The sequence below is a fragment of the Halomicrobium sp. HM KBTZ05 genome (genome assembly GCF_041530035.1).
Taxonomy (GTDB): domain Archaea; phylum Halobacteriota; class Halobacteria; order Halobacteriales; family Haloarculaceae; genus Halomicrobium.
The window spans coordinates 2,465,479-2,487,891 of sequence record NZ_CP168057.1 but is presented as its reverse complement, the minus strand read 5'-3'; the positions used below and the strand labels follow the sequence as shown (position 1 = coordinate 2,487,891).

General features: G+C 65.9%; 27 protein-coding genes and 1 tRNA gene. 7 read left to right on the top strand and 21 right to left on the bottom strand.

The features are described 5' to 3' along the window. Window positions 1-2: 2 nt before the first annotated feature. Window positions 3-1,682: an ABC transporter substrate-binding protein gene (locus ACAH01_RS12910; RefSeq protein ID WP_372479461.1), complete on the bottom strand. Its 1,680-nt coding sequence runs from the start codon at window positions 1,680-1,682 to the stop codon at window positions 3-5. A gap of 238 nt (window positions 1,683-1,920) precedes the next feature. Then, window positions 1,921-3,195 (bottom strand): RNA-guided endonuclease InsQ/TnpB family protein, encoded by a 1,275-nt coding sequence (locus ACAH01_RS12905; protein WP_372479460.1) that lies wholly within the window; start codon window positions 3,193-3,195, stop codon window positions 1,921-1,923. Window positions 3,196-3,426: 231 nt separating this feature from the next. On the opposite strand from ACAH01_RS12905, the gene ACAH01_RS12900 reads away from it, so the two are divergent. Both ACAH01_RS12900 and ACAH01_RS12895 read left to right on the top strand, forming a co-directional pair. Beyond that, window positions 3,427-4,257: an IS5 family transposase gene (locus tag ACAH01_RS12900; RefSeq protein WP_372479458.1), complete on the top strand. Its 831-nt coding sequence runs from the start codon at window positions 3,427-3,429 to the stop codon at window positions 4,255-4,257. A 125-nt stretch (window positions 4,258-4,382) separates the two neighbouring features. Continuing rightward, window positions 4,383-4,467 (top strand) — tRNA-Leu (locus ACAH01_RS12895). A 57-nt stretch (window positions 4,468-4,524) separates the two neighbouring features. On the opposite strand, the gene ACAH01_RS12890 is transcribed toward ACAH01_RS12895, so the two are convergent. After that, a complete protein-coding gene (locus ACAH01_RS12890) occupies window positions 4,525-5,043 on the bottom strand; it encodes a hypothetical protein (protein WP_372479457.1) in 519 nt (172 codons plus the stop codon). Between the two features lie 82 nt (window positions 5,044-5,125). Here ACAH01_RS12890 and ACAH01_RS12885 point away from each other — a divergent pair, with 82 nt between their 5' ends. Beyond that, complete coding sequence (locus ACAH01_RS12885) at window positions 5,126-5,638, top strand: DUF5813 family protein (RefSeq protein WP_372479456.1); 513 nt, start codon at window positions 5,126-5,128, stop codon at window positions 5,636-5,638. Between the two features lie 209 nt (window positions 5,639-5,847). Here the strand turns inward: ACAH01_RS12885 and ACAH01_RS12880 are convergent, their stop codons facing one another. The 8 genes from ACAH01_RS12880 to ACAH01_RS12845 form a co-directional block, all read right to left on the bottom strand. Further along, on the bottom strand, window positions 5,848-6,078 hold the full coding sequence (locus ACAH01_RS12880) for an Lrp/AsnC family transcriptional regulator (protein WP_170093673.1): 231 nt from the start codon (window positions 6,076-6,078) through the stop codon (window positions 5,848-5,850). Window position 6,079: 1 nt separating this feature from the next. Continuing rightward, window positions 6,080-6,766 (bottom strand): TrkA family potassium uptake protein, encoded by a 687-nt coding sequence (locus tag ACAH01_RS12875; RefSeq protein WP_208628710.1) that lies wholly within the window; start codon window positions 6,764-6,766, stop codon window positions 6,080-6,082. 154 nt (window positions 6,767-6,920) lie between these two features. After that, window positions 6,921-7,721 (bottom strand): agmatinase family protein, encoded by an 801-nt coding sequence (locus ACAH01_RS12870; RefSeq protein ID WP_372479455.1) that lies wholly within the window; start codon window positions 7,719-7,721, stop codon window positions 6,921-6,923. 1 nt (window position 7,722) lies between these two features. Then, window positions 7,723-8,097: a translation initiation factor IF-5A gene (locus tag ACAH01_RS12865; protein WP_015762562.1), complete on the bottom strand. Its 375-nt coding sequence runs from the start codon at window positions 8,095-8,097 to the stop codon at window positions 7,723-7,725. A 93-nt stretch (window positions 8,098-8,190) separates the two neighbouring features. Beyond that, on the bottom strand, window positions 8,191-8,454 hold the full coding sequence (locus ACAH01_RS12860) for a hypothetical protein (RefSeq protein ID WP_372479454.1): 264 nt from the start codon (window positions 8,452-8,454) through the stop codon (window positions 8,191-8,193). A 14-nt stretch (window positions 8,455-8,468) separates the two neighbouring features. After that, complete coding sequence (locus ACAH01_RS12855) at window positions 8,469-9,002, bottom strand: DoxX family protein (protein WP_153552555.1); 534 nt, start codon at window positions 9,000-9,002, stop codon at window positions 8,469-8,471. 171 nt (window positions 9,003-9,173) lie between these two features. After that, window positions 9,174-10,874 (bottom strand): ABC1 kinase family protein, encoded by a 1,701-nt coding sequence (locus ACAH01_RS12850; RefSeq protein WP_372479453.1) that lies wholly within the window; start codon window positions 10,872-10,874, stop codon window positions 9,174-9,176. Window positions 10,875-10,892: 18 nt separating this feature from the next. Then, entirely contained in the window at window positions 10,893-11,249 is a 357-nt protein-coding gene (locus ACAH01_RS12845) for an Hsp20/alpha crystallin family protein (RefSeq protein ID WP_153552557.1), read from the bottom strand. Window positions 11,250-11,402: 153 nt separating this feature from the next. Here ACAH01_RS12845 and ACAH01_RS12840 point away from each other — a divergent pair, with 153 nt between their 5' ends. Next, on the top strand, window positions 11,403-12,326 hold the full coding sequence (locus tag ACAH01_RS12840; RefSeq protein ID WP_372479452.1) for a molybdopterin-binding protein: 924 nt from the start codon (window positions 11,403-11,405) through the stop codon (window positions 12,324-12,326). Between the two features lie 48 nt (window positions 12,327-12,374). Here ACAH01_RS12840 and ACAH01_RS12835 read toward each other — a convergent pair whose 3' ends face one another. Both ACAH01_RS12835 and lwrS read right to left on the bottom strand, forming a co-directional pair. Next, window positions 12,375-13,010: an HAD family hydrolase gene (locus tag ACAH01_RS12835; RefSeq protein ID WP_372479451.1), complete on the bottom strand. Its 636-nt coding sequence runs from the start codon at window positions 13,008-13,010 to the stop codon at window positions 12,375-12,377. Window positions 13,011-13,098: 88 nt separating this feature from the next. Beyond that, a complete protein-coding gene (gene lwrS / locus ACAH01_RS12830; RefSeq protein WP_372479450.1) occupies window positions 13,099-13,509 on the bottom strand; it encodes an LWR-salt protein in 411 nt (136 codons plus the stop codon). 87 nt (window positions 13,510-13,596) lie between these two features. Here lwrS and ACAH01_RS12825 point away from each other — a divergent pair, with 87 nt between their 5' ends. Next, window positions 13,597-14,442: a hypothetical protein gene (locus ACAH01_RS12825; protein ID WP_372479449.1), complete on the top strand. Its 846-nt coding sequence runs from the start codon at window positions 13,597-13,599 to the stop codon at window positions 14,440-14,442. 81 nt (window positions 14,443-14,523) lie between these two features. Here the strand turns inward: ACAH01_RS12825 and ACAH01_RS12820 are convergent, their stop codons facing one another. From ACAH01_RS12820 to ACAH01_RS12805, 4 genes are read right to left on the bottom strand one after another with little or no spacing between them, the layout of a single operon-like run. Then, a complete protein-coding gene (locus ACAH01_RS12820; RefSeq protein ID WP_153552562.1) occupies window positions 14,524-14,802 on the bottom strand; it encodes a 4a-hydroxytetrahydrobiopterin dehydratase in 279 nt (92 codons plus the stop codon). 40 nt (window positions 14,803-14,842) lie between these two features. Then, on the bottom strand, window positions 14,843-16,186 hold the full coding sequence (gene hemA, locus ACAH01_RS12815; protein WP_372479448.1) for a glutamyl-tRNA reductase: 1,344 nt from the start codon (window positions 16,184-16,186) through the stop codon (window positions 14,843-14,845). Further along, window positions 16,183-16,830, bottom strand: coding sequence for a bifunctional precorrin-2 dehydrogenase/sirohydrochlorin ferrochelatase (locus ACAH01_RS12810; protein WP_372479447.1), 648 nt, complete (start codon window positions 16,828-16,830; stop codon window positions 16,183-16,185). The genes hemA and ACAH01_RS12810 overlap by 4 nt, the downstream gene beginning before the upstream one ends. A gap of 3 nt (window positions 16,831-16,833) precedes the next feature. Beyond that, window positions 16,834-17,913 carry an Lrp/AsnC family transcriptional regulator gene (locus ACAH01_RS12805; RefSeq protein WP_170093685.1) on the bottom strand — a complete coding sequence of 360 codons (1,080 nt, stop codon included), beginning with the start codon at window positions 17,911-17,913 and terminating at the stop codon, window positions 16,834-16,836. Between the two features lie 142 nt (window positions 17,914-18,055). On the opposite strand from ACAH01_RS12805, the gene ACAH01_RS12800 reads away from it, so the two are divergent. Beyond that, entirely contained in the window at window positions 18,056-18,340 is a 285-nt protein-coding gene (locus ACAH01_RS12800; protein ID WP_170095344.1) for a zinc ribbon domain-containing protein, read from the top strand. A 125-nt stretch (window positions 18,341-18,465) separates the two neighbouring features. Here the strand turns inward: ACAH01_RS12800 and ACAH01_RS12795 are convergent, their stop codons facing one another. The 3 genes from ACAH01_RS12795 to ACAH01_RS12785 all read right to left on the bottom strand — a co-directional run bounded on the left by ACAH01_RS12795 (window position 18,466) and on the right by ACAH01_RS12785 (window position 19,670). Then, window positions 18,466-18,891 (bottom strand): hypothetical protein, encoded by a 426-nt coding sequence (locus ACAH01_RS12795; protein WP_372479446.1) that lies wholly within the window; start codon window positions 18,889-18,891, stop codon window positions 18,466-18,468. Between the two features lie 114 nt (window positions 18,892-19,005). Then, on the bottom strand, window positions 19,006-19,371 hold the full coding sequence (locus ACAH01_RS12790) for a hypothetical protein (protein ID WP_372479445.1): 366 nt from the start codon (window positions 19,369-19,371) through the stop codon (window positions 19,006-19,008). A gap of 143 nt (window positions 19,372-19,514) precedes the next feature. Next, window positions 19,515-19,670 (bottom strand): hypothetical protein, encoded by a 156-nt coding sequence (locus ACAH01_RS12785; RefSeq protein ID WP_170093688.1) that lies wholly within the window; start codon window positions 19,668-19,670, stop codon window positions 19,515-19,517. 220 nt (window positions 19,671-19,890) lie between these two features. Here ACAH01_RS12785 and ACAH01_RS12780 point away from each other — a divergent pair, with 220 nt between their 5' ends. Continuing rightward, the gene (locus ACAH01_RS12780) at window positions 19,891-21,195 is read left to right on the top strand and encodes an MFS transporter (RefSeq protein ID WP_170093689.1); all 1,305 of its coding nucleotides are present in this window, start codon (window positions 19,891-19,893) and stop codon (window positions 21,193-21,195) included. An 83-nt stretch (window positions 21,196-21,278) separates the two neighbouring features. Here ACAH01_RS12780 and ACAH01_RS12775 read toward each other — a convergent pair whose 3' ends face one another. Then, on the bottom strand, window positions 21,279-22,373 hold the full coding sequence (locus tag ACAH01_RS12775) for an NADH:flavin oxidoreductase/NADH oxidase (RefSeq protein ID WP_372479444.1): 1,095 nt from the start codon (window positions 22,371-22,373) through the stop codon (window positions 21,279-21,281). Window positions 22,374-22,413 lie beyond the last annotated feature (40 nt).

Sequence of the window (22,413 nt, the reverse complement as noted above, 5' to 3'; positions counted from 1 at the left end):
GATCACTGGACGGAGACGTTGTTGTACGCCGAGACGATGCTGAACTGGTCGACGGGGTGGGCCCGGAAGTCCGAGACGTGGCTCCGAACCCCGAAGCTGTTCTTGATGTTGTACGACGGGAGATGGACCCGGTCTTCGAGCACCGTCTGGATGGCGTCGACGTACCACTCGCGGCGCTGTTCGTCGTCGTTGGACTGGCGGGCGTTCATGATCTGTTCGTTCATCGACTCGTTGCGGTAGTAGGTGCCGTTGTTCGTGCCGATCTGGTCGTGGGCGAACAGGAAGTACATGAACGTGTCCGGATCCGGCGAGCCGGCCCAGCCCAGCGTGTACATGTTGTAGTCGTCGGTGCTGCCGGTGACGTACTGTTCGAGGAAGGCCCCCCAGTCGAGGCGCTGGACCGTCGCGTCGTAGCCGGCCTCGCTGAGCCCGTTCGAGACAGAGACTCCGATCTGTTCGCGCTTGTCGTCCGGCGGGACGATGATCCGGGGCTGCCAGTCGTCCGGAACGTTGTCGTTGTCGTCGAGCAGCGACTTGGCCTGGTCAACGTCTGGCTCGTGGGGGATCTGCTGCCACTCCTCGACGGGGAACTCCCAGTCTTCGGAGATCGCTCTGGGAACCGGTGCGTACTGTCGCTCGCCGGTCGGTTCGACGTACTGGCCGACCGCGTCGTCCATCGAGAAGGCGTAGTCGATCGCCTCCCGCACCTCGGGGTCGGCGGTGGGTCCCTCGTTACAGTTGAAGGCGAGATAGAAGTAGCTCGTCCCGAGGACCGACTCGATGTTGGCCTCGCCCATGTTCTCGACGGTCTCCCAGTTGGCGGGCGGAATGTTCTTGACCACGTCGTTCTCCCCGGTTCGGAGCGTCGTGATCCGGGTCGTCGGCTCTTCGACCGGGACGAATTCGATCTCGGCGAGGTTCGGGAGTGGCTCTCCCCAGTAGTCGTCCCAGCGGCTGAGGCGGACGTACTCGCCCTCTTGCCAGTCGTCGAACGTGAACGGGCCGGCTCCGACGGGGCTGGACGTGTTGTAGGCGTCCTTGTCCGATTCGCGGACAGACTTGTCGACGATCTCCCACGGGAGATACGAGTCGAATGCCCCGAACTGGAACTGCAGGTCGAACTGGACGGTCGATTCGTCGACGACGTCGACGGTATCGATCATGTTGAACTCCCCGGCGTTCTCCGTCTCCTCTTCGACGGGGGCCTGGAAGGAGTAGGCCACGTCCTCGGCCGTGACCGGGTCGCCGTTCTGGAAAGTGGCGTCGGTCCGTATCGGAACGATCCACCGCTGGGCTCCGCGCTCTACCTCCGGCATGTCGGCGGCGATCTGTGGGACGAGATTGGTGCCCTCGTCGTACGTGTACAGCGAGTCGAAGACGAGCATCGCGACCTCGGAGGAGGGCACGTCGTTCAGGACGATGGGGTCGAACTCTACGGGCGATTTCGCCTGTGCGAACGTGATCGAGCCGTCGGTCGTGGCCGCTGTGTCGTCGGTGTCTGTCGCCGTGTCCTCGCTCTCGGTCGTCGTCTCTTCTGGTTGCTGTGCACCGCCGTCACCGCCGTCGCCGCCGTCGCCCTGGCAGCCCGCGAGAGCGACGGCGAGAGCGCTGCCGGCGACGCCGCGGACGTACTGTCGCCGTGAGAGCCGTGCAATCCGTCCTGTGTGCTCTGTATCCTTCATGGAAATTCACCAGGATTCGCTCGGTGAGTTCTCTCGATACCGGTATAATCGGTTTTGATTGTTCACGATTATCGCCCTGATCCGCCGAATCAGCAGTTATCTCACGACGAGCCTACCAGATTTTAACACGAACGTATCTGGAGCTAGCAGCCGATTACTCGTCGACAGGAGCCGATTGACATCCTCCCGCGCCTGAAGACGCGGGAATCCCACGGTACCGCACCGCTGAGTTGGGATATTACGGTTCGCGGTTCACGACCTGTTCTCGCGGGGCGAAACTACCCTCGCTACGGTCGAACAGGTGAACCGCTGGCTGTGCCAACCAGCCGTTATCCCTATCACCGCCATCCGTGGCGAGACTCGGGAGTACCTTTTGTCGAATGTTCTCTGCGCTGTTCACGTCCGCGTTCGCAACTGTATCGCACTGTTCACACACGTACAGTCCACGTTCGACGCGCTGATCATCGTCGGTCTGTCCACACGCCGAACACGACTTCGACGTATCACGTTCCGACACCAACTCCATGTCGATGCCTTCGGCTGCTGCCTTGTAGTCGAGGAGCGTCGTGAAGCGGTCGAACGCCCACCCGTGCAAGTCGAGATTGCCGTGGTCACCCCAATTCCGAGATTCGTCGTTCTCGTCGTTCTCTCGGATGCCGCCGAGGTCGCCAACGACAAGCGTCCCGACACCTCGTTCAACGCACTCCTCGACAATCGCTTTCGAGAGTGCGTGCAAGAAGTGTGTCCGACGACCCGTTCGCTTCCGGTCAAGACGAGTCGCCTCACGAGACGAGGAATCGTCGCACTTGGCTTTCTGCTTCGTGAAGTAGTCCTCGTCCTCTTTGAGGGCGCCGCCGGGATACAACACCGACTCACCGCCGAACGAGACGGCGGCGAAGTTGCAAATCCCGAGGTCAACACCAGCCACCTCGTCACCCGGTGGGTCCGGGTCGATGGTAGTGCGACAGACGAATTGAAGCCGCCACTCGTCGCGCTTGTAGACGGCACGAACCTGTTGAATGTTCCACTCGGTCAGGTCAATATCTGGGCGAGTCTCGTACTCGCAGAGAACGAAGTCTGAGCGGTGTTCTTTGAGGTTGCGGCCTTTCGAGAGGCGGACGCGGGTGAACTGTGCGTCGTGCTTGAAGCCAGCCGCTTTGAACGACACGGTTGAACGTGGGTGGGCGTCTCCGTTTTTGCGGTAGCCGGGCGGTCGAGCACGGTCGTCGCCGTTCCGACGCTTGCCGAACCACCCGTTGAACGCTTCAGCGAGTTCTTCGAGAACGCGCTGACTGGATTGAGAATGTAAGTCCGTGTAGCGTTCGTGGCTTTTGAGTTCGGCTTTGAGTTCCCCGTCATCGGGGATCTCGCCCGTTTCGTCCCACTGTTCTTGTGCGTAGTAGCGACCGACGTTCCAGAGTTTTGAGGCGGCCCACCCGAGATGGTCGAGGTCGTCACGAACCTGTCGCTGGTTCGTGATGGTAGCCTCGATGGTTCGGATGGTCCGACTCATTTTCTGGCTTCATAACCGGTTATGCGTACTGTTTTATTAATAGTACCGGTTGGCGTGGAATATCCAGTCGTGCCATCGAAGGTGGATTGTGAAGGAGTTCTCGGATTCATCCTGCGCCTCAAGGCGCAGGTATTCTCCTTAATTCTCTATAACTGGCTCTGTTGAATCACTAGACGGCGTCGGGATAGGTCGCTAAATCAAAGGAGTTGAAGCGGGATGATTTGGTTGTCCATGACACAAATCTCCCGCTTCACTGGAGAGATTGTACCGATTGCTCAAAGAGTTACTGGCGATGGAGACGAATCCGCCGCCCCGGAAGGTGGCGGCGGATTCGCCGATTACGCCCTCGTTTCTCTCCATTGTCTGCGGATTTACCTTGATGCGTCCTACCGAATGACGATTGACCTGCTCAAAGAGATGCCACAAATAACCGGGGAGATCGGCCTCAATGCGGCCGATCTTCCCTCTCCATCCACGTTGTGTAAAGCGTTCGACCGGATCGAGATGAGCGTTTGTCGAGTGTTGCTGCGCCAGTCGGCGCAGCTACACGACCCATCGAAACACGCTGCTATCGACGCCACATTCTACGAACGCTCGGCCGCCAGCCGCCACTACTGCCAGCGAATCAGCTACCGCGTGCAGAAGCTAAAAGTCACGAAACTCGTCGATACAGACACTCAAGCCGTCCTTGACGTACACTGTTCGACGAATAGGGAAGGAAGCGACGCAGACCTCGCCGAGCAGATCGCCCGTCGGAACGCGGGCGATCTGCGGTCTCTGGCCGCCGACAAAGGCTATGACAAGCAAGCGCTCCGCGAAGCATTGCGTGAACTCGGCATCAGACCCCTGATCAAGCACCGCATCTTCGCTCCCTACGACCACGCACACAACGCCAGAATCGACGAACAGCGATACAACCAGCGCTCGATGACTGAGACCGTCAATTCGGCTGTGAAGCGCTCGCTCGGCTTCGCCGTGCGAGCGCGATCCTGGTTTCGTGAGTTCCGCGAAATCGCCCTGATGTGTGTCGTCTACAACATCAAACGTGCTGTGAAACAATGAAATCTACCGCCTTATGGCGATTCAACACAGCCCTATAACTGGACTGTCGACGGGTCTCGACCGCCGACAGTCGCGGCCCAGAGACCGAAAGCCCCAACCCACCGGCCGTCGGTAGTCCAGAACGCGCGAGGGTAGCCGAGCCTGGCCAAAGGCGGTGGGCTTAAGACCCGCTCCCGTAGGGGTCCGTGGGTTCGAATCCCATCCCTCGCATTCTCCCGGATCGTTACTCCGAGCGCGACCGTTATAGAGCCGACAGCGACGGCTCGGTCACGGCGGTCCCCGCTGAACCGGTCGGATTCCGTCGGCTTGCCGCCGCCGAAACACGTATCCAGCGAGACCGAACAGCCCGGCGACCAGACAACCGCCGTAGACCGGGCCGAAGGCGACGCCCTCCCGTAGCAGCGGATTCTCCGCGAGCGGAAAGAGCGGCCGGGCGTCTGCGTACAGCAGCGAGTCGAGGACGACGTGGGACCAGGTCCCGACGAATGCACCCGCCAGCACCGGGCCGAGGCCGGTAGTCGGGGCCAGCCGCCCGATATCGAGCAGCGACTGGACACCGTCCGGTAGCGCGAACACGACGACGGTGAGTGTCAGAGCGACGGCGGTCGCTCCGACGAACGTCGTCAGGACGCCGTGGATCGGCCCGTCGAGGGGGCCGAACACGACCAGTGCGGCCCGAACGTCGACGACGACACTGCCAGCCAACACCGTCGGCAGATCGAGGAATCGATACAGGACGACACCAGCGAGTAGCGCCGGACCGAGATGGAAGGGCGTGAGCGGCATCGGTTCGATGGAGTCGTCGTCACCACTTGACTGTGATGGCGTGGCGACGGGCTTTTGCCCGCAAGCGGCCTACGGACGTGCAATGAGCGACGATTCGCCCGAGAGTGCAGCCAGTGCCTTCGAGGGAAACAGTGCGTTCGAGTCGACCGACGACGGCTATCGCGTGACGACGACTGCCTTCGAGGGCACCGTCGTCGTGGACGACGCGCCGGAGTGGCGCGTCGCCTACACCGTCACCGTCCGGGCTCCGACACTGTCCGCCGCGACCGTCGAGTCGGTCGGCGACGCCGTCGCAGACGGCTGGTTCGAGACGCTGGAACGCCGCCTCGAAGACGCTCCCAAAGCCACCCGGACGAGCGTCGAACTGGACACGTTTGCGGTCGAACGCGACGGCGAGAACGTCGTCGTCACATACGGGTTCGAACTGGGCAACGCCGACACCGCCGCACGGGTCGCCAAGACGTTCGTCGAGTACGTCGAGGGGACGTACGTCGAGGGGGTCGTCCCCGGCTACGAGTACGAGGGTGTGGTCGCCGACCTCGTCAACCAGGCCCAGACCAACGGCGAGGGCGGTGCCGGCGGGACGCCGCTGTAGATTCAGTTTCACTCCGGGCGTGGCGACGGTTCAGGTCCACCCCGGCCGGTCGCCCGGTTCCCCGGACTCGCCGTTGGCGAGTCCAGCCTCTTGACCCACGTTCGCGAGAGCGGCGCTCTTGTGAGCCCATCGGAACGCTTCGATCTCTGAGGACGGTTTTGCACGAGCGGTTCGCCGCAGCCGAACCCGAAGTTCAAAACGGTGGTTGTCTAGTCCATCGCGATGTAGGTCTGTGTGTCCTCGACGCCCTCGATCTCCTGGATCTGTTTGGCGGCGATGTCTTTGACCTCGGCGGGCGTCTCGACGACGACCTTCGCGATGAAGTCTACGTCCCCGGCGACGATGTGAGCGGCCGCGACGCCGTCGATGGCTTCGATTTCTCCTTTGAGCCGGTCGGCGTCGCCGGTGTACACCTTGACCATCACGTAGGCGACGACCATCTCAGGCACCCCCCATAGCGGCCGCGCGTCCGGTCTCGCCGACGACGATGCTGCGCACGTCTCCGAGCACGTCGAAGTCCGCGAGGACGACGAGGTGGTCGCCGAGATCGAGTGTCTCGTCCTCGCCGGGCAGGTCCAGGGGCTCGTCGCGCTTGCCGAACGCGAGCAGTCGGGCGTTTGCCGGCAGCTCGAGTTCGCTGATGGAGTAGCCCCGCATCGGCGACTGCTCGGTGATGGTGAACTCCACGAGCTGGAGGTTCTGATCGATGTCGGCGACGGCACGGATGTTCCCGCCCAGCAGGGCGTTCTTGGCGGCGATCGCCCCCAGGCGTTCGGGGTAGATCACTTCGTCCACGTCGCCAGCGTACTTGCGGTAGATCTCCTCGCGGTAGTCCTCGTCGATGCGCATCACGGTCCGGCAGTCGAACTGTTTGGCGATCATACAGGCTACGAAGTTGTCGTTGAGGTCGCCGGTCAGCGCGCCGAGTGCGTCTGCACGGTCGAGGTCGGCGTCGTCGAGGATCGTCTCGACCGCACCGTCGCCCTCGATTACGTCGTGTCCCTCGTCGCGGGCACGCGCTACTTTCGTGGGGTCGTTCTCCACGAGGACCACGTCGTGCCCGCCGTCGTCGAGCACGCGAGCGGTCCGGAGTCCGACGCGACCGGCACCCACGATAACGAATCGCATGGTAATGCTTACGAGTTGGGGGTGGATAAAGGTACCCCGTGGTCGAGACGCGGTGTCCAGATTAGCGATCGAAACTGTGAGAAACGACCGAACCCCCTCGCGGTGCTCGCCCTTCGGTGTCGCCACGCTCTCCGAACGCTGCCACGGAGACCGATCAGTCGTCCGCGTGCGCGAACACGAACGAACGCAGCAGCTTCCCGGCGAGCACCGCGGCCTGCCCGTCGTCGCGGTCGTTGACCTCCACCACGTCGAAGCCGACGGCGTGGGGCGCGACCGCCCGAACCGCGTCGCGTAGCACACGCGGGGTCAGTCCGAACGGCTCTTTGGTCCCGGTGCCGGGCGCAAAGCCCGGATCGGCGGCGTCGATGTCGAGCGAGCAGTACACCCGCTCGTCCTCGAAGTCGGGCTCCCAGTCCGCGACCGCGTCGGGCTCGACGACGGTCACGTCGGCCTCGCTCGCACGCTCCCACTCGCTTCGACAGCCACTGCGGGCACCCAGCACGATCGCCCGGTCGGCGACGTCCAGCGCGTGGCGGGTGACGGTCGCGTGGCTCAGCGGATTGCCGGCGTACTCCTCGCGGAGGTCGAGGTGGGCGTCGAGACAGCAAAACACGTCCGGGTCGAGCGCCCGAACCCCGGCGACGGAGACGGTGTGTTCCCCGCCGATCAGGAGCGGTATCGCCCCGTCGTCGGCGTAGTCCCGGACGGTACCGCGGAGAAAGGCCAGATAGTCGGCCACGTCGTCGGTCGGACCGATGTCGCCGTGGTCGGCGACCGCGAGGTCGGTGAACCGCTGGTCGGTCCGTCGATCGTAGTCCTCGAACGACTCGGCGTAGTGGCGGACGCGGCGCGGCCCGAAGCGCGTTCCGGGCTCGAACGTCGTCGAGGCGTCGAGTGGCGCACCGACGACGACGTAGTCGGCCGCGTCGGGGTCTGTGGCCGCGCCAGGGAACATCTTAGACGATCTTGCGCTGTTCCTCGTACTCCAGGTACTCGATCTCGTCGTCGGGGTTGAGATCCTCGTCCTCGGGGATGCGCATCGTGAACGTGTCGTAGGTCTCTAAGTCCATCACCTGGGCGTCGTCGCCCGTGACGGAGACGACCTGTCCCTGCTTTCGCTGGATGATCGGCACCCAGATCTTCGCGTCGACGGGCTGGGAGAGCGAGCGCTTCTTGCCGTCGAAGACGCCTTTCCCGTCGATACGGGCCTTGGCACTGCCGTGCTTGCCCGGCTTGGCCGTGCTGTAGGCGGTGATCTTGCAGGGCGTCTCTTCCATCATCACGTAGCTGCCCTCGTCGAGCTCGCGAACTTCGGTCTGCTGTCGTGGCATACGCCCGGATTATCCATGTGCGAGTATAAACGGTTTGGAATGGCGGCGGGAAAAATTACGGACGACGGGGATCAGAACGGACACACCGAGGACTCACGGCTCGGCTGGCACCGGCTCGGGTGTCGTCGCGACGACACGATACACCGCGTAACCCCCCCAGACGATCAGTCCGAGGAGGATGATGTACGACCGCACTTCCAGCGGGACGAGCGCCTCGTGGACGATCTGGCCCTCCCCGTCGACGGGATGTCCGCTTCCGAAGAGCATCTCCAGCAGGCCGATGGCGACGACGCCGAACACGACGAGGCCACCGCCCAGGTACGCTGCGATCTTGTCGGCTGTGTTGAATTGTTCCATCTGTACTCACCTCCTTAGCCGATCAGGTACCGAAGCTTCGGGTGGTCTCGAACGAACGCGGTCCGCGCCAGGTACGCGTCGACGCCGAGCACGCGCCCGGCACCCAGGGTCGCGATCATGGCGAACAACAGGAGTCCCAGGAGGTCACCGGTGACCAGTCCGTGGGACCAGCCGCCCGTCTCGCCGTTGATGAAGTAGAAAAACAGCATCAGGAACGCCCCGAAGAAAGCGGCCAGCCGGGTGAGCGCACCCAGGATCAGCCCCAGGCCGATCAGCGTCTGGCCCAGCGGGATCATCACGTTCGTGAACGACAGCAGGATGCCGTCGCTGAACAGCGTGACGAACGGGCCGATGCTCGTCCCAGCCGCAGCACCGCCGATGAACCAGCTCGCGTCGAAGGGCCAGCTGGCGAACTTGTCCAGCCCCGCGTGGAGGAGCCACCAGCCGACCACCAGCCGCATGATCACGAGCCAGTAGGCCAGCCACGGTCCCGATACGCCGAACGTTACCTCCCGTCCCAACAGTCGCGTGTCTATCTGTTCTGGCACAGCTATCACTCCGGTGAACGTCTCAAAACGCTAGGTATTAAACGCTCGGGCCGGCACGGGCGGCTCAGAGACGGCAGCTGTCGTGGGTTGCTTACGGGTTCTGGGCACGAACTGGGGGGAAGGCGACCCCTCTGAACGACCGATAGGTCCGTCGAGTAGTACGAACGGCGATCACTCGTCGTCCGGTCCGTAGCTCGACGCGTAACCGGCGTCGTCGGCCGCCTCGCGCTGGCGCATGCTCTGTCGGGTGAACTGGGGAGTCGCACGCAGTCCCTTCGATCGGCGAAACGACAGGTACGTGACCCCAGCGACCGCAAGGGTCCCGACGCCCGCGATCGCCGTCGCTTCGACCGTCGAGGCGGCGTACAGCAGCGCCGTCGAGAGGGTGCCACTGGCGAGGATCATGCCGAGAATCAGACGGCGGGTCATCCGTTCGAGGACGCCGTCCGAGTCCTCGATGTCGGCCCGGACGTGCAGGTCCTCGCGTTCGATCCGGTCGAGCGCGGACTCCAGTTTCGGCGGTACCCGGACCATCGACTCGGCGGCGTCCCGGACCTCGTCGGCCCGGTCCCGGGCGTACTGCTTCGCGCCGGCAGCGATGTGGCCCTCCTCCCGAAGGTACTCCGTCGCGACCGTGATGAAATCGAAGTCCGGGTCCAGCGTCACGCACACCCCCTCGACGACCGTGGCGACGCGCAACACGAGTGCGAGGTTCGCCGGGAGTCGGAGCGGGAACTCGTAGATCGTGTCTTCGACCTGCTGGATGATCTGCTGGACGCGGTACTGTTCGAGGTCCTCGCCGCGGGCGTCGGCGATGGCCAGCTCCATCACCTCGCCCATCACCTGCCGGTCGGCCTCGGGGCTCAGCGTCCCCATCTCGATCAGTGCGTCGAGGATGGCGTCGATGTCCTGGCTCGCGACGGCCGCGTAGAAGTCGACGATCCGGTCCTGCACGAAGGGGTCGACCCGCCCGGACATCCCGAAGTCGTAGAACACGAGCGTCCCGTCGGACTGCACCGCGAGGTTCCCCGGATGCGGGTCGGCGTGGAAGACGCCGTCGTCGATGATCATCTGGAGGTAGCTGCGCTGGAGCGTCTCGGCGAGTTGGGTCCGGTCGACCGACAGCTCGTCGAGTTCCTCCACGTCGTTGATCTTCGTTCCGGGGAGGTACTCCATGGTCAACACCCGGTTCGTCGAGTGGGTCTCGACGACGCCGGGGATGCGGATGCGGTCGTTGTCGGCGAAGTTGCCGCGGATCTCGGTGAGCATCTCCGCTTCCCGGCCGTAGTCCATCTCCTCGCGGATCGTCTTCGAGAACTCGTCTGCCAGCGTCTCCAGGGAGAACGAGCGCGTCTCGCCGACGAAGTACATCAGGATCGGGAGCGACCAGCGGATCGCCCGCAGGTCGGCCTCGACGAGGTCCTCGATGCCGGGGCGTCGAATCTTCACCGCGACGGCGTCGCCGTCGACCTCGGCGCGGTACACCTGTCCGAGACTGGCCCCGCTGATGGCCTCGTCCTCGAAGTCGTCGAAGGCTTCGTCGACGGGACCGAGCTCGTCTTCGAGGACGGTCCGGGCCTCGTCCCACGGCGCTGGCGGCACCCGATCTTGCAGCTGGGCGAACTCGTCGATGTATTCGGGTGGGAGGATGTCCGGCCGCGTCGACAACAGCTGTCCCAGTTTGATGAACGTCGGCCCCAGCGTCAGCAGCGAGTCCAGCAGCCGGCCGGCGCGGCGACGGCGCTGTTCGGGAGTGACGTCTCTGGAGCGCCCGAAGAGGAGAAACCGGTTCCGGTCTCGTGCGTAGGACAGCCCCAGCGGGAGGAAGTGACGAACGACGACGACGAACCGCCAGTAGGCGCGGAGATTCACCGGTGTGCCACCCCGTGATCAGGCGTCCTCGACGGGGATCGTCGTCTCGGTCCCGACACCGGCCTTCGGCAGCCTGAGTTCGAAGACGCCGCGGTCGATCGTCCCCTCGGCACCCGTCCCCGTCGCGTCCGGCGGAAGCGGGAGCTCTGCGTCCAGAAAGAGCGAGCGGTCCTCCTCGACGTAGCGGAACTCCGAGCCCACGTCTTTCGCGCGCTGGGCCTCGATCACGATGGTCCCTCCGTCGACGCTGACGTCGAGCGTGTCGGCAGTGACGCCTGGAAGGTCGACGACCAGCAGGTAGGCGTCGTCCGATTCGAGCACGTCGGCGAACACCGAGGCGGGGAGATCCCCCAGGGCGTCACGGAGCGCTGACATACACGGTGATTGGGAATGGTGGGCGAAAAAGGCCGCGGTCGCGGCCAGAAACGGTGTCGGGATGGCTCCTCGCCGGCCGGTCTGTGCGGTACTGGTCGCCGCTGGCGGGACGGACACGGCCGGACTTTTGTTCACGGCGTCGAACAGAGAGACATGACCGACGCCACAGACGACCTGACGGCGATCGTCGACGCCCGCGACACGCTCACGACGCTAGTCGAGCCCGTCGAACGCACCGACACCGTCCCGCTGTCGGTCGCGGAGGGGCGCGTACTCGCCGAGGGGCTGGTGGCCCGCGAGAGCAGTCCGGCCGACGGGATCGCGGTCGACGACCGGCTCTTTGCTCCGGGCCACCGCCTGCGCTCGACGGACCTCGGGCTCCTGAAAGTGGCCGGCGTCGACGACGTACTGGCCGTCCAGCGCCCGACTGTCGGCGTCGTCCCGACCGGCGACGAGCTCGTCCAGCGCGAGGCAGACGCGGGCGAGCGCGTCGAGACGACGGCGTTCACGCTCTCCCAGCACGTCGACCGCTGGGGCGGGAAGGTGACCTACCGCGACACCGTCGGCGAGGACCGCCACGCGCTCCGGGCGGCGATCCAGCGGGATCTGACCCGCGACGCGCTGGTCGTGACCGGCGTGACGGCGGACGATCTCGTCCACGAAGTCGTCGCGGACCTCGGATCGATCCACGTCGACGGCGTCGCTAGCGATCCGGGCCAGACGGTCGCCGTCGCCACCGTCGAGGAGCGGCCGGTCCTGCTCGTGCCGGAGTCTCCGGTCGACTGTCTCGTCGCCGCCGTCCAGTTGCTCCGTCCGCTCGTCGCCGAACTCTCGGGCGCACCGCTGCCCGCTCACGCACACCGCCACGCCGCGCTGTCGGAGCCAGTCGAGAGCGCGCCCGGCGTCAGGACTCTGGTTCCGGTCGAACTGGCCGATCACGTGGCGACGCCGCTTGGCGACGGCGAGCCCACGCTCCGAGACGTGATCCGGGCCGACGGCTGGGTCACCGTCGAAGAGAGCGACGACGGACTGGCCGCCGAAGCGTCGGTCGGCGTGATCGACTGGGAACACGCCTGAGACGGAGCACCGTCGATCGTTACTGGATCGACGAGAATCCGCACGAGCTCACCTCATCTCGCCGAATCCGGTGACGCGGCGATCACCGAGGACACACTGGCCGCGCTCTGCGGGATCGTAGCGCTCGACGTGGATCGCGTCGAGCCCGGCGTTCCAGGCGGCACCGATGTCGTCGGGGTCGTCCCCGGCCAGGACCCCCTCGTGGCCGTCGTGGGCGACGCCGAGGTCCGTCATCGCCATCTCGACGGGCGTGGGATCGGGCTTCCAGCCGGTCTCGTCAGAACAGCACACGACCGTGTCGAACCAGTCTCGGATGTCGAGTCGATCCAGCACGGGATCCGTGAGGTACGACTGGCAGTGCGTGACCACGCCGACCGGCGCGTCGATCTCGCAGATGAACGACTCGGCGTCGTCGTAGAGGTACGTCGCACCCGCACGGTCGCCGGGCTGCTCGACCTCGTGGAACGTCTCCCAGAATCGTTCGGGGTCGACGCCGCGCCTGCGCAGGACGCGTTCCCGGACGCCGCCGAGGCCGTACCAGAGGATCTCCGCCTCTCGCTCCGTGAAGGAGACGCCGAGTCGGTCGCCGACCGCCGACACGACCGTCGACGGGTACGACGGCTCGATGTCGACGATAGTCCCGTCGAGATCGAACAGCCAGAAGTCGTAGTCGGTGCGGGCCATCGCGACTGCGTTCGTAGGATCGGAACGAGTAAATAGCTTCTGGGCCGGCGAGCCGTTCAGAGACCGGCTACGACGCCGTAGCCGTCGGCTACTCCGACGTGATCCTGATCGAGCTTCCCAGGTACTTCCGGAGCACTTCGGTGACGGACTCGGCGTTGAAAAGCGCCAGGTCGTCCGCGATCGCGGCTTTCAGTGCCGCGAGATAGGTCTCGTCGGTCTGGAGTTCCTGAAAGCGAACGTCGTCGACCGGCACGCCGAGCGCGTCCTCGGTCTCTGTCCGGAAGAACGCGGGGTCGTTTAGCTCCCCGCGCCAGCAGTTGTCCCGGAAGAACAGCCACCCGTCGTCGCCGGGTTGGGCCGCCTCCTTGTACAGTACCGTCTCGACGGTCGACGGCTCGGCCGTCAGATCCGGCCGGTCCGGGTCCAGACGGACGGTGGCTCTGAAGACGTAGCGGGCCGAGCCGTCGTCACCGTCGCCTCCGGCTGGCTGCTGTGACATACTCACGTAGACGGCCACCGCCGGCAAAACGGTTCGCACGGCCGGCAAAGTATAACACAGTTCGGGCTGAACCCCGAAGCGTCCTCCATGAATCTCACGCTCGACAGCGGCAAACTCCTGTACGGACTGGGCGTCGCGTTCGCACTCGGCGCGCTGGTGTATTTCGCCCGTGACGTGGTGTTCGGACTCTCGATCACGGTGACTGCGGCGCTGTTGCTCGTCGCGTTCGTCGGCTTCCTGCTGGCCGGACTGTCCCGGGAACGGGACCTGCTCGGAACCGTCGCGTTCACGATCTCGGGGCTCTCGTACGTGGTCTTTCTGGGCTACGTCGTCTCCCGGTACGAGCCGGGCGAGACGGTCGTGTTCTTCCTCTTGGCCGGCTCGGCCGTGCTGTTCGTCGGCCTGGGCTACGGCGTCAGGGAGGCCGGTATCGCTCTCGGCCGTCGGACGACGATCGGCGTGGTGATCGCGCTGCTGGTCGTCAGCGCCTCGCTGGTGACGGCCGACGCACTCGGCGGCGACGTGACCTACACCGTCGAGACGAACGACACCACGACGGTGGCGCTGTCAGGCGTCGGGAGCGACACCGACCGAGTTCGCGGGACGGCTCGCGTCGGCACGCTCACCGCCACGAACCCCTCGTGGTTCACTCGGCCGGTCGATCTCCCCTCGATCCGTGGCTGTCTCGCCGGCGTCGAGCAGGGGGAACGCAGTCGCGCAAACGTCGACTACGAGCCGGCGAGCTACGACACGCCGAACCGCCTCGGGGGCCAGTCGACGCGCGTCCACGAACTCACGGTGTCGTTCGACTTCGCCACGAACCAGACCGGGGATCGCCGCTTCGTCGTCGAACGCCGGGGAGACTGCGAGCCGACGCGCTCGGAGCCGACGCTGTTTCTCGTCGTCGACCCGGACGACGACCGGATCGACTGACCGGGAAAACGGCGGCGACGATCCGCCCGACGCCAGTCGACGGCCGACGCGTTCGGCGGGCGTGACGGCCCCGACGGCCTCTCACTCGTGGATCTCGTCGAACCGCTCGGCCAGCTCGATGTCGTTTGCCGTGATGCCGCCCGCGTCGTGGGTCGTCAAGCGCACCTCGACCTCGCGCCAGCCGATCGTCATCTCCGGGTGGTGAAACGCCTCCTGTGCGAGACCACCGGCAGCCGCCGCGAAGCCGACGCCGTCGAGGTAGGCGTCGAACTCGTAGGTGCGGACGATCTCGTCGCCCTCGCGATCCCAGTCGTCGGGTAGCTGTGTCGCGATCTCGTCGTCGCTGAGCAGGTCAGCCATGTCAAGTCCGACGGGCGGAATCGGCAAAACAGTTGGCCCCTTAGTCGTCGCTCAGCTGGTCCAGCATCGACGCGGGGATCTCCTCGCGCATCCCTTCCGGGATGTCCTCGACGGACATCCCCTCGGAGAAGGCCGGCGGGCCACCGGCGGTGGTGTCCGGCCCGAAGTCGGGGTCGAACAGCTGGAGCGCGGTGTTGATCGTCGACCAGTCGTCCTCCTGGGCGGCCTCGCGCAGGCTCTGGGTCGGTGCCGCGAGCAGCTGGGAGACGATCGCGTCGGCCATCGACTCGACGACGGCTTGCTGGTCGTCGTCGAGATCGAGCTTCGAGAAGGCGGTCTGGAGCTCGCTGGCCTTCACGTGGTCGGCGCTCTCGTACATCGCCGAGATGACCTGATCGGCTCGCTTTCGCTTGTACTGGTTGAGCAGTCGGTCGAACTCCTCGTCGACCATCGTCTCGACGGCGGTCGCGGCCGTGCGACGCTGGTCGCGCGTCTCCTCGGTCAGCGACTCCAGCGTGTCCATGTCACAGACGGTGACGTTCGAGAGCGTGTCGGCGTCCGTGGGCACGTCGCGCGGCTGGGCGATGTCGACGACGAACGTCTCGCCCGCGGTCGCCAGCGTCTCGGTGTCGAGCTGTGGCTCCGGGCTCCCCGTCGCGCTGACGACGACGCGGGCCTCCGAGAGCAGCGACTCGACGGCGTCCAGCGACACCGCCGTCGCCGCCACGTCGACCGTCTCGGCGACGTACTCGGCGTTGGGGACGGTGCGGTTGGCGACCACGAGCCGGTCGACCGTCGGCGCGAGGGACTTGGCCGCGCGCGTCCCCATCTCGCCGGCACCGACGACCAGTCCGGTCTCGCCGTCGAGCGTACACTCGTCGGTCGCGAGCCTGACGGCCGCAGAGGCGATCGAGACCGAGCCTTCGTTGATCGCCGTCTCGGTCCGGGCGCGCTCGCCGACGTGGATCGCCTTCGTGATGCCGTCTTCGAGCACCGAGCCGATGCCGCCGACGGCGCGGGCGTCCTGATAGGCTCGCCGGACCTGCCCGAGGATCTGGTCCTCGCCGAGGACGATCGATTCGAGGCCGGCCGCGACGCGGAGGAGGTGGCGCAGGCTCTCCTCGTGGCCCATCCGGACTACCGCGTCGTCGTCGACCGACTCGGTGAACAACGAGAGGGCGTCGTCGGTTCCCTCTTCGGTGACGACGTACCCCTCGATGCGGTTGCACGTCTGGAGTGCGAACGCTTCTTCGACCGCCGGATCCGTCAGGAGCGACTCGACCGCGTGGCGTTGGCTCTCCGTCGCCGCGGTCTCTCGGTCCTCGACGGTGGCGTGCTCGTGGGCGACGCTCACGCCAGAGATGACGCCCGTGCCTGCTTTCACGATAGATCACCAGTGTGCTCGTCGATCACGTCAGTAACTACTTGCCTAGTGTTACTCCCCGGACTATCTAAAGCCTTCCAAACGCGGCGAGATCTGACGGCGGCTCTGATCGCGTCGCGGCGCTCGGTCGGCGGGACGCCGCGCGCTTTCAGCTCGGTGCGAAGGTCGCCGGTCACCGCGGCCAGCTCGCCGACGCCAGCGAACTCCGTTTCGAAGCGCTCGCGCAGGTGTTTCGACAGCGCGGGGCTGGTCCCACCGGTCGCGACGGCGACGGTGACCGGCCCGTCTCGGACCGTCGCGGGGACGACGACGCTGCCCACCTCACGGTCGCCGTCCACGTCCGTGCGGTTGACGAGTGCGCCCTGATCGCGTGCGCCGTCGGCGATGGCCTCGTTGAGCGCTTCGTCGTCGGTCGCTGCCACGACGAGGGCCGGCCCGGTCCGCTCGATCCAGTCGGCGGCGGCCGCGGCGTCGGGGGCCGCTCTGACACGCTCGGCGTCGCCGAACTCGCTGTCGGCGAAGTCGGGACTGACGACGATCACGTCCGCCTCGCGGTCGAACCGCCGGGCCTTGCGCGCACCGACCGGGCCGCCGCCGAAGACCAGGACCGTCTCGTCGGTGAAGTCGTGCATGAGCGGGAGCATCGCTCAGTCCCTCGTCGGCTCCTCGGAGGGTTCGATCACGTTCGCCTCGGCGCGCTCGTCCATCCGGATACCGGTCTTCTTGAGGATCTCCGTCGAGAACAGCGTGTCCCAGTCCTCGCCGGACACGTCCCAGTACTCCGCCATCCGGTCCCGTACTTGCTCGACGCGCCGGTCGCTCTCGGCCTCGCTGCGGCCGTGGGTCATCGCGAAGACGTTGTACTCCCAGACGCCGTCGTGGCGCGGGCGCTCGTAGCAGTGGGTGACGAAGTCGAAGCTGGCGACGGCGGGACCGACTTCTTCGACCACGTCGTCGGGGACGTTCCAGACGGTCATCCCGTTCTCCGAATACCCGAGCGCGTAGTGGTTCGGGACGACACCGACCCGGCGGACTTTCCCCTCGCGCTCGAAGCGCTTGATCGTCTCGACGACCCATTCGGTCTCGGCGTCGATCGCGTCGGCCACGTCGGCGTAGGGCGTCTCGGTCACCGGGAGCCCGCCCTGAATCGCTAACACCAGATCGAGTTCGTCGGGGGTCAGCCCGTCGCGCTCGGTGGGTGTCACGTCTGGCCCCAGCTCCGAGAGGTCGACGCTGTCGTCCTCCAGTGGCCCCTCGACGGGGAACTTCGCTTCGACGCGGAACTCCTGTTGTTTCGGGAGGTTGTAGGTCTCCTGGCCGGTGGCGTCCTCGATCTCGGCGAGCACCTCCGGGATCCGGTCCTCGTCGGCCACCGAGAGGACGAACCACATGTTCAGATGGGGGTGCTCCCGGCGGTAGTTGTGGGCCACCTCGCGGAAGTCGTTGACCTGCTCGGCCACCGCGTCGAAGCGGTCCTCGGGGGCGTGCATCGCCACCAGCGTCGCCATCCCGCCGATCGCCTCGGCGTCGATCAGCGCGCCGAAGCGAGTCAGCGTCCCCGCCTCGTCCATGCGGTCGATCCGCTCGACCAGTTCGGCCTCGGTCACGTCGATGCCCCGATCTCGCAGCGCCGCCGCGGCGGGCTCGAAGGGGCGCTCGACGACCGGGAATCCTCCCTGGAAGGCGTTGGCGATCGCGCGGTCGACGGACCCCAGCTCCTCACTCATATCCGTAGCTCGGAACTCGGTCGGTATAAGCCCCGCGGGAGCACTGATTGGCGTGACCGAACGCGTCTCGCCGCCGCCAGCGACGGGGCCAGAGAGCACTGGCGGCGAACGAACTTTCAGCCTCGCCGACGTAACTGCGACGATGATCTCGACGGCCGAACTGGCGATCAGGCTGCTGACCTTCCTGTTCGTCCTCGTCGCCGTGCCGCTCTCGTTCGTCCTCATGTTCCGGTTTCTGGACTACATCGCGATGGACGACCTCATCGAGGAGTACCGCGAGGGACAGGCCAGTCCGCTCCGAGACCGCGGGCAGTTGAACGCCTACTTCGAGGCCAGCGACGAGGCGACGACGACCTGCCCCCACTGTGGTGCGGCCAACGGGGAGGACTACACGTACTGTCACACCTGTCAGGCGAGCCTGGAGTGACGCTGTCGGTGAGAACCGTCGCCACCGGGCGGCAAGTCCCCTCGTCCACCGCTGTCGGTACCGGAAGTGACAGCCGAGGTCGGATTGCTCACGGCGACGGCCGCCAGTAGCCCGCGGCGACGCTGCTACTCCCCGAGAGTCTGCAGGAACGTCTCGAAGACGCCGGTACAGTGGCCACAGAGCGCGTAGTGGTGTCGGTCGACCGGCGGCGTCGCGTGATCGGTGCCGGCGCGGTACCACTCGACGCCGACGGGCGGCTCCGAGAGGGGATCGCGACAGAAGCTACAGTCCTCGGCGACGCGCGCGTAGCCGGCGGCGATGGAGTCGGCGTCGACCGGCGGCTCGGGAACCGACGCCCAGCCGTCGAGCAGTTCGGCGACGGCGGGACGACAGCTCGGGCAGACGCCGACGACCGGCGGGTCGAGGCTGGCCGTCCGTCTGTCGCCGTAGCTCTGGAGGACCCACTGGTCGTCGCGACCGAGCGGATCCTCACAGATCCGACAGACCGCCGACGGCAGACCGGGACGAACGAGCGTGTGATCGTCGTTCATACCGGCGGTGTCGACCGGGTGTCGTATACGCGTCCCGGAACGGCTCCGCGTTCCCCCACCGCGTGGCTGGGCCGGCGACTCGCCGTCGAACCGACGGGAAAGTCGACGCCACGGTCAGCCGTCGACGTAATCGTGGACCGCCTCCTTGATCGCCCTGCTCTCGATCGTCCCTCCGGTGTCGGCCCCGACGAAGAAGCCCTCGAACTGGCCAGTCACGAAGTGGTGGGCGCGAAGCTCCTCGAACTCGTGGATCGTACAGTGGAGTTCCCCAGCCTCGAAGAGATCCTCCAGATACTCCTTGGCGATGCCTTCGAGAACGAGGTTCTCGTGGATTGTGTCGGAAATGCCCTGCGTGTGCTCTGTGAGGTCTCCCCGGACGTACAGCAGTTCGTAGCCGTCCTCGTCGTACCTGGCGACGACTCGCAGCGCGTCGCCGACGATCGATTCGAGGTCCGACACGAGAGCTGCCTCGTCGTCCATGCCCATGATAATTGATGGCAGTCCACACCCCTTCAAATCAGGGGGTTTCTCCGGGATATCGTCAGCCGGCTGTCTCGGTGGCCCGGAGAACGCCGCCACGAAGGAGGCGCTCACCGGAAGCGACGACGCTCCGTATCAACGAGTCACCGCTGCCACTCGTAGAACCACCACGCTCCGCCCAGCAACATCAGACCGACGCCGAGCGTCGAGGTCGCTGGTTCGGGGATGACAAACAGGACGAATCCGATCGCCAGCATCGCCACCGGTTCGGCCTCGTCGTAGTACTGGGTCAGGTCCATAGTCGTCGGTTCGCCGGCCACTGTCATAGTAGTTGACCTCTGTCCGTCCGCCGGTCGTCGACACGGCAGGCACGCCGACCACACTGCTGTCGTGCGGTAGCTCTACATCTGTTCTTTGCTGTGGTTGTGCAATTATCTGGCTCGACCCTGAAAGCGCAGTTCCGGTACCGAGTGACTTTTCGCCGAGAACCGTCCTCAGTCGAAACACGGTGATTCCGTAGTGGTCGATGTCGGCGGTTCGATCGGGCTGTTACGCGACCGGGAGTTCGCCGCGCTCGCCGGGACCGCGTTCGCGAGGAGTCAGGCGTACTCGACGATCATCATCGCCCTCGCGCTGTACGCCGACCTGTTCGGTACGACCGGGACCGTCGAGGGGCTGTTCGGGACCGGCTTCGCGCTCGTCCAGTTGCTCGTCGTCCTGCCGCTGGGTCGTCGCATCGATCTGGGCGACTCGAAGCGGTACCTGCTCGTTGGCTTTCTCCTCAACCTCGTCGTGTTCGCGGGGTTCGTCTTCGTCGAGAACGCGATCCACATCGTCCTGATCCGGATGGTCCAGGGACTGGGCGCGTCGCTCCTGTGGATCACCGGCTCGACGATCGTCGGCGAGATCAGCCCCGACGGCGAGCGGGGCCAGTGGCTCGGCGCGTACAACCAGTTCGGCTCGATCTCGTCGCTGGCGGGCGACCTCGTGGGCGGGTACCTCCTCTTTGCCTACGGCTTTACGCTCACCTACGCCGTCCTCGCCGGGGTCACGCTCGTGGCCTTCGCGCTCGTGTTGCTGTACCTCCGGGACAACCCCGGCGGTCGGAAAGATCCCGACGATGCCGGCGGCATCGAGACCTTCCGTAAGCTGCTGGGCCGGCGGATGCTGCGCGCGCTCGTCGTCTTTCGCTTTACGTTCAGCGTCGGGAAGATGGCCGTCATCATCTTCCTCCCGATCTACGCCCGGACGAGCTTCGGCATCTCCGCGTTCGCCATCGGGTGGATCATGGCCGGCGGGAAGCTGACGAAGGCGATCACACAGGGGTACGTCGGTGACCTGACCGACCGACTCGGTCGACACCACTACTTCGTCGCCGTCGGTGCCGGGCTGTACGGCGTCGGGACCGCGCTGATTCCGCTGGCAGCCTACTTCGAGGGGACCGTGACGCCGATCGAGTTCACGGCCTTCGGCGGGACCCAGGCGCTGGGTGGGGCCTTCTTCGCCCTCTTTGGCGCGTTCTCGGTCCTGGGGCTCGCCGACAGCCTTCGCCTGCCGGCGAGCATGGCGCTGTTCGTCGAGGAGGCCGAGGCCTACGACGCCGTCGCCTCCAGTTTCTCCCTGCGCTCGATCTCCTGGAAGGTCGGGCAGGTGACCGGCCCGGTCCTGATCGGCGCGATCAAAGAACTCGTGTCGCCCGAAGCCGCGTTTCTCGCCGCCGCGGGATTCCTCGGCTTCGCGACGGTCGTCTTCGTCGGGATGAGCGTCCGGGCGCGGCGAGCACAGACCCCGGTGGCGACGCCCGGCGACTATAGTAACAATTGAAACGATTTACACACCGATCGCACTTCCGTCGTGCGATCGTGTGTGTATTGATTTTCGATGGCTACTATAGACCAGCGGCCTCGCTACTGGAACGCCCGCTGGTACTGTGCCGGCGGTTCGTTGCGGTCGCCAGCACCGAGTTCGCGGGCGGCGTGGAGACCGAAGTAGGGGTTCCGGAGGAACTCTCGGCCGACGATGGCCAGATCGGCTCGGTCGTTGCGGACGATCGCGTCTGCCTGCTGGGCCGTCGTGATCCCGCCGACGGTCCCGACGGCGACGCCGGAACTGTTCTCGCGGACGTATTCGGCCAGCGAGAGCTGGAAGTTCGGTCCCACCCAGTCGGGAGCCGACTCGGGGACGATCCCGCCACTGGAGACGTCGATCAGGTCCGCGCCGTCCTTGGCCAGCGCGTCGGCCAGCCGCGCCGACTGCTCTACGGTCCACGACTCGCGGTCGGGGAGCCAGTCTGTCCCGGAGAGTCGGACGAACACCGGGCGGTCGTCGGGCCAGACCGACCTGACCGCTCGCGTCACCTCGCGGACGATGCGAGCGCGGTTCTCGAAGCTCCCGCCGTACTCGTCGGTTCGGTCGTTGGTGACCGGCGAGAGGAACTCGTGGAGGAGATAGCCGTGGGCCGCGTGGACCTCCGCGACGAGGAACCCCGCGTCACGGGCCCGCTCGGCGGCCGCGCGGAACGAGTCGACGATCCCCTCGATCTCGTCGACGGACAGCCGCCTGGTCGCTGGCGGGTCGTCGTGGGGCCACGGTCGATCGGTCGGGCCGACGACCTCCCAGCCCCCCTCGTCGGGCGAGAGGGGCTCGCTGCCCTCCCAGGGACGGCTCTTCGAGGCTTTGCGCCCGGCGTGGGCCAGCTGGATGCCCGGCACCGCGCCCTGCGAGCGGACGAACGCCGTCGTCTCTTGGAGCGCCGCGGCGTGTTCGTCGCTCCAGAGACCGAGGTCCTCGGGCGTGATCCGACCGCGGGGCTCGACGGCCGTGGCTTCGGCCATCACGAGGCCTGCGCCGCCGACGGCCCGCGAGCCGAGGTGGACGAGGTGCCACGGCGTCGCGATCCCGTCCCGGTCTTCGACGGAGTACTGACACATCGGCGAAACCATCAGCCGGTTCGGAAGTTCCGTCTCCCGTAGCTCCAGGGGCGTCAAGAGGTCTGCTGTCATCGTCCGCGCTTGGTCGGCCGGGAGAAAACAGTTTACGATA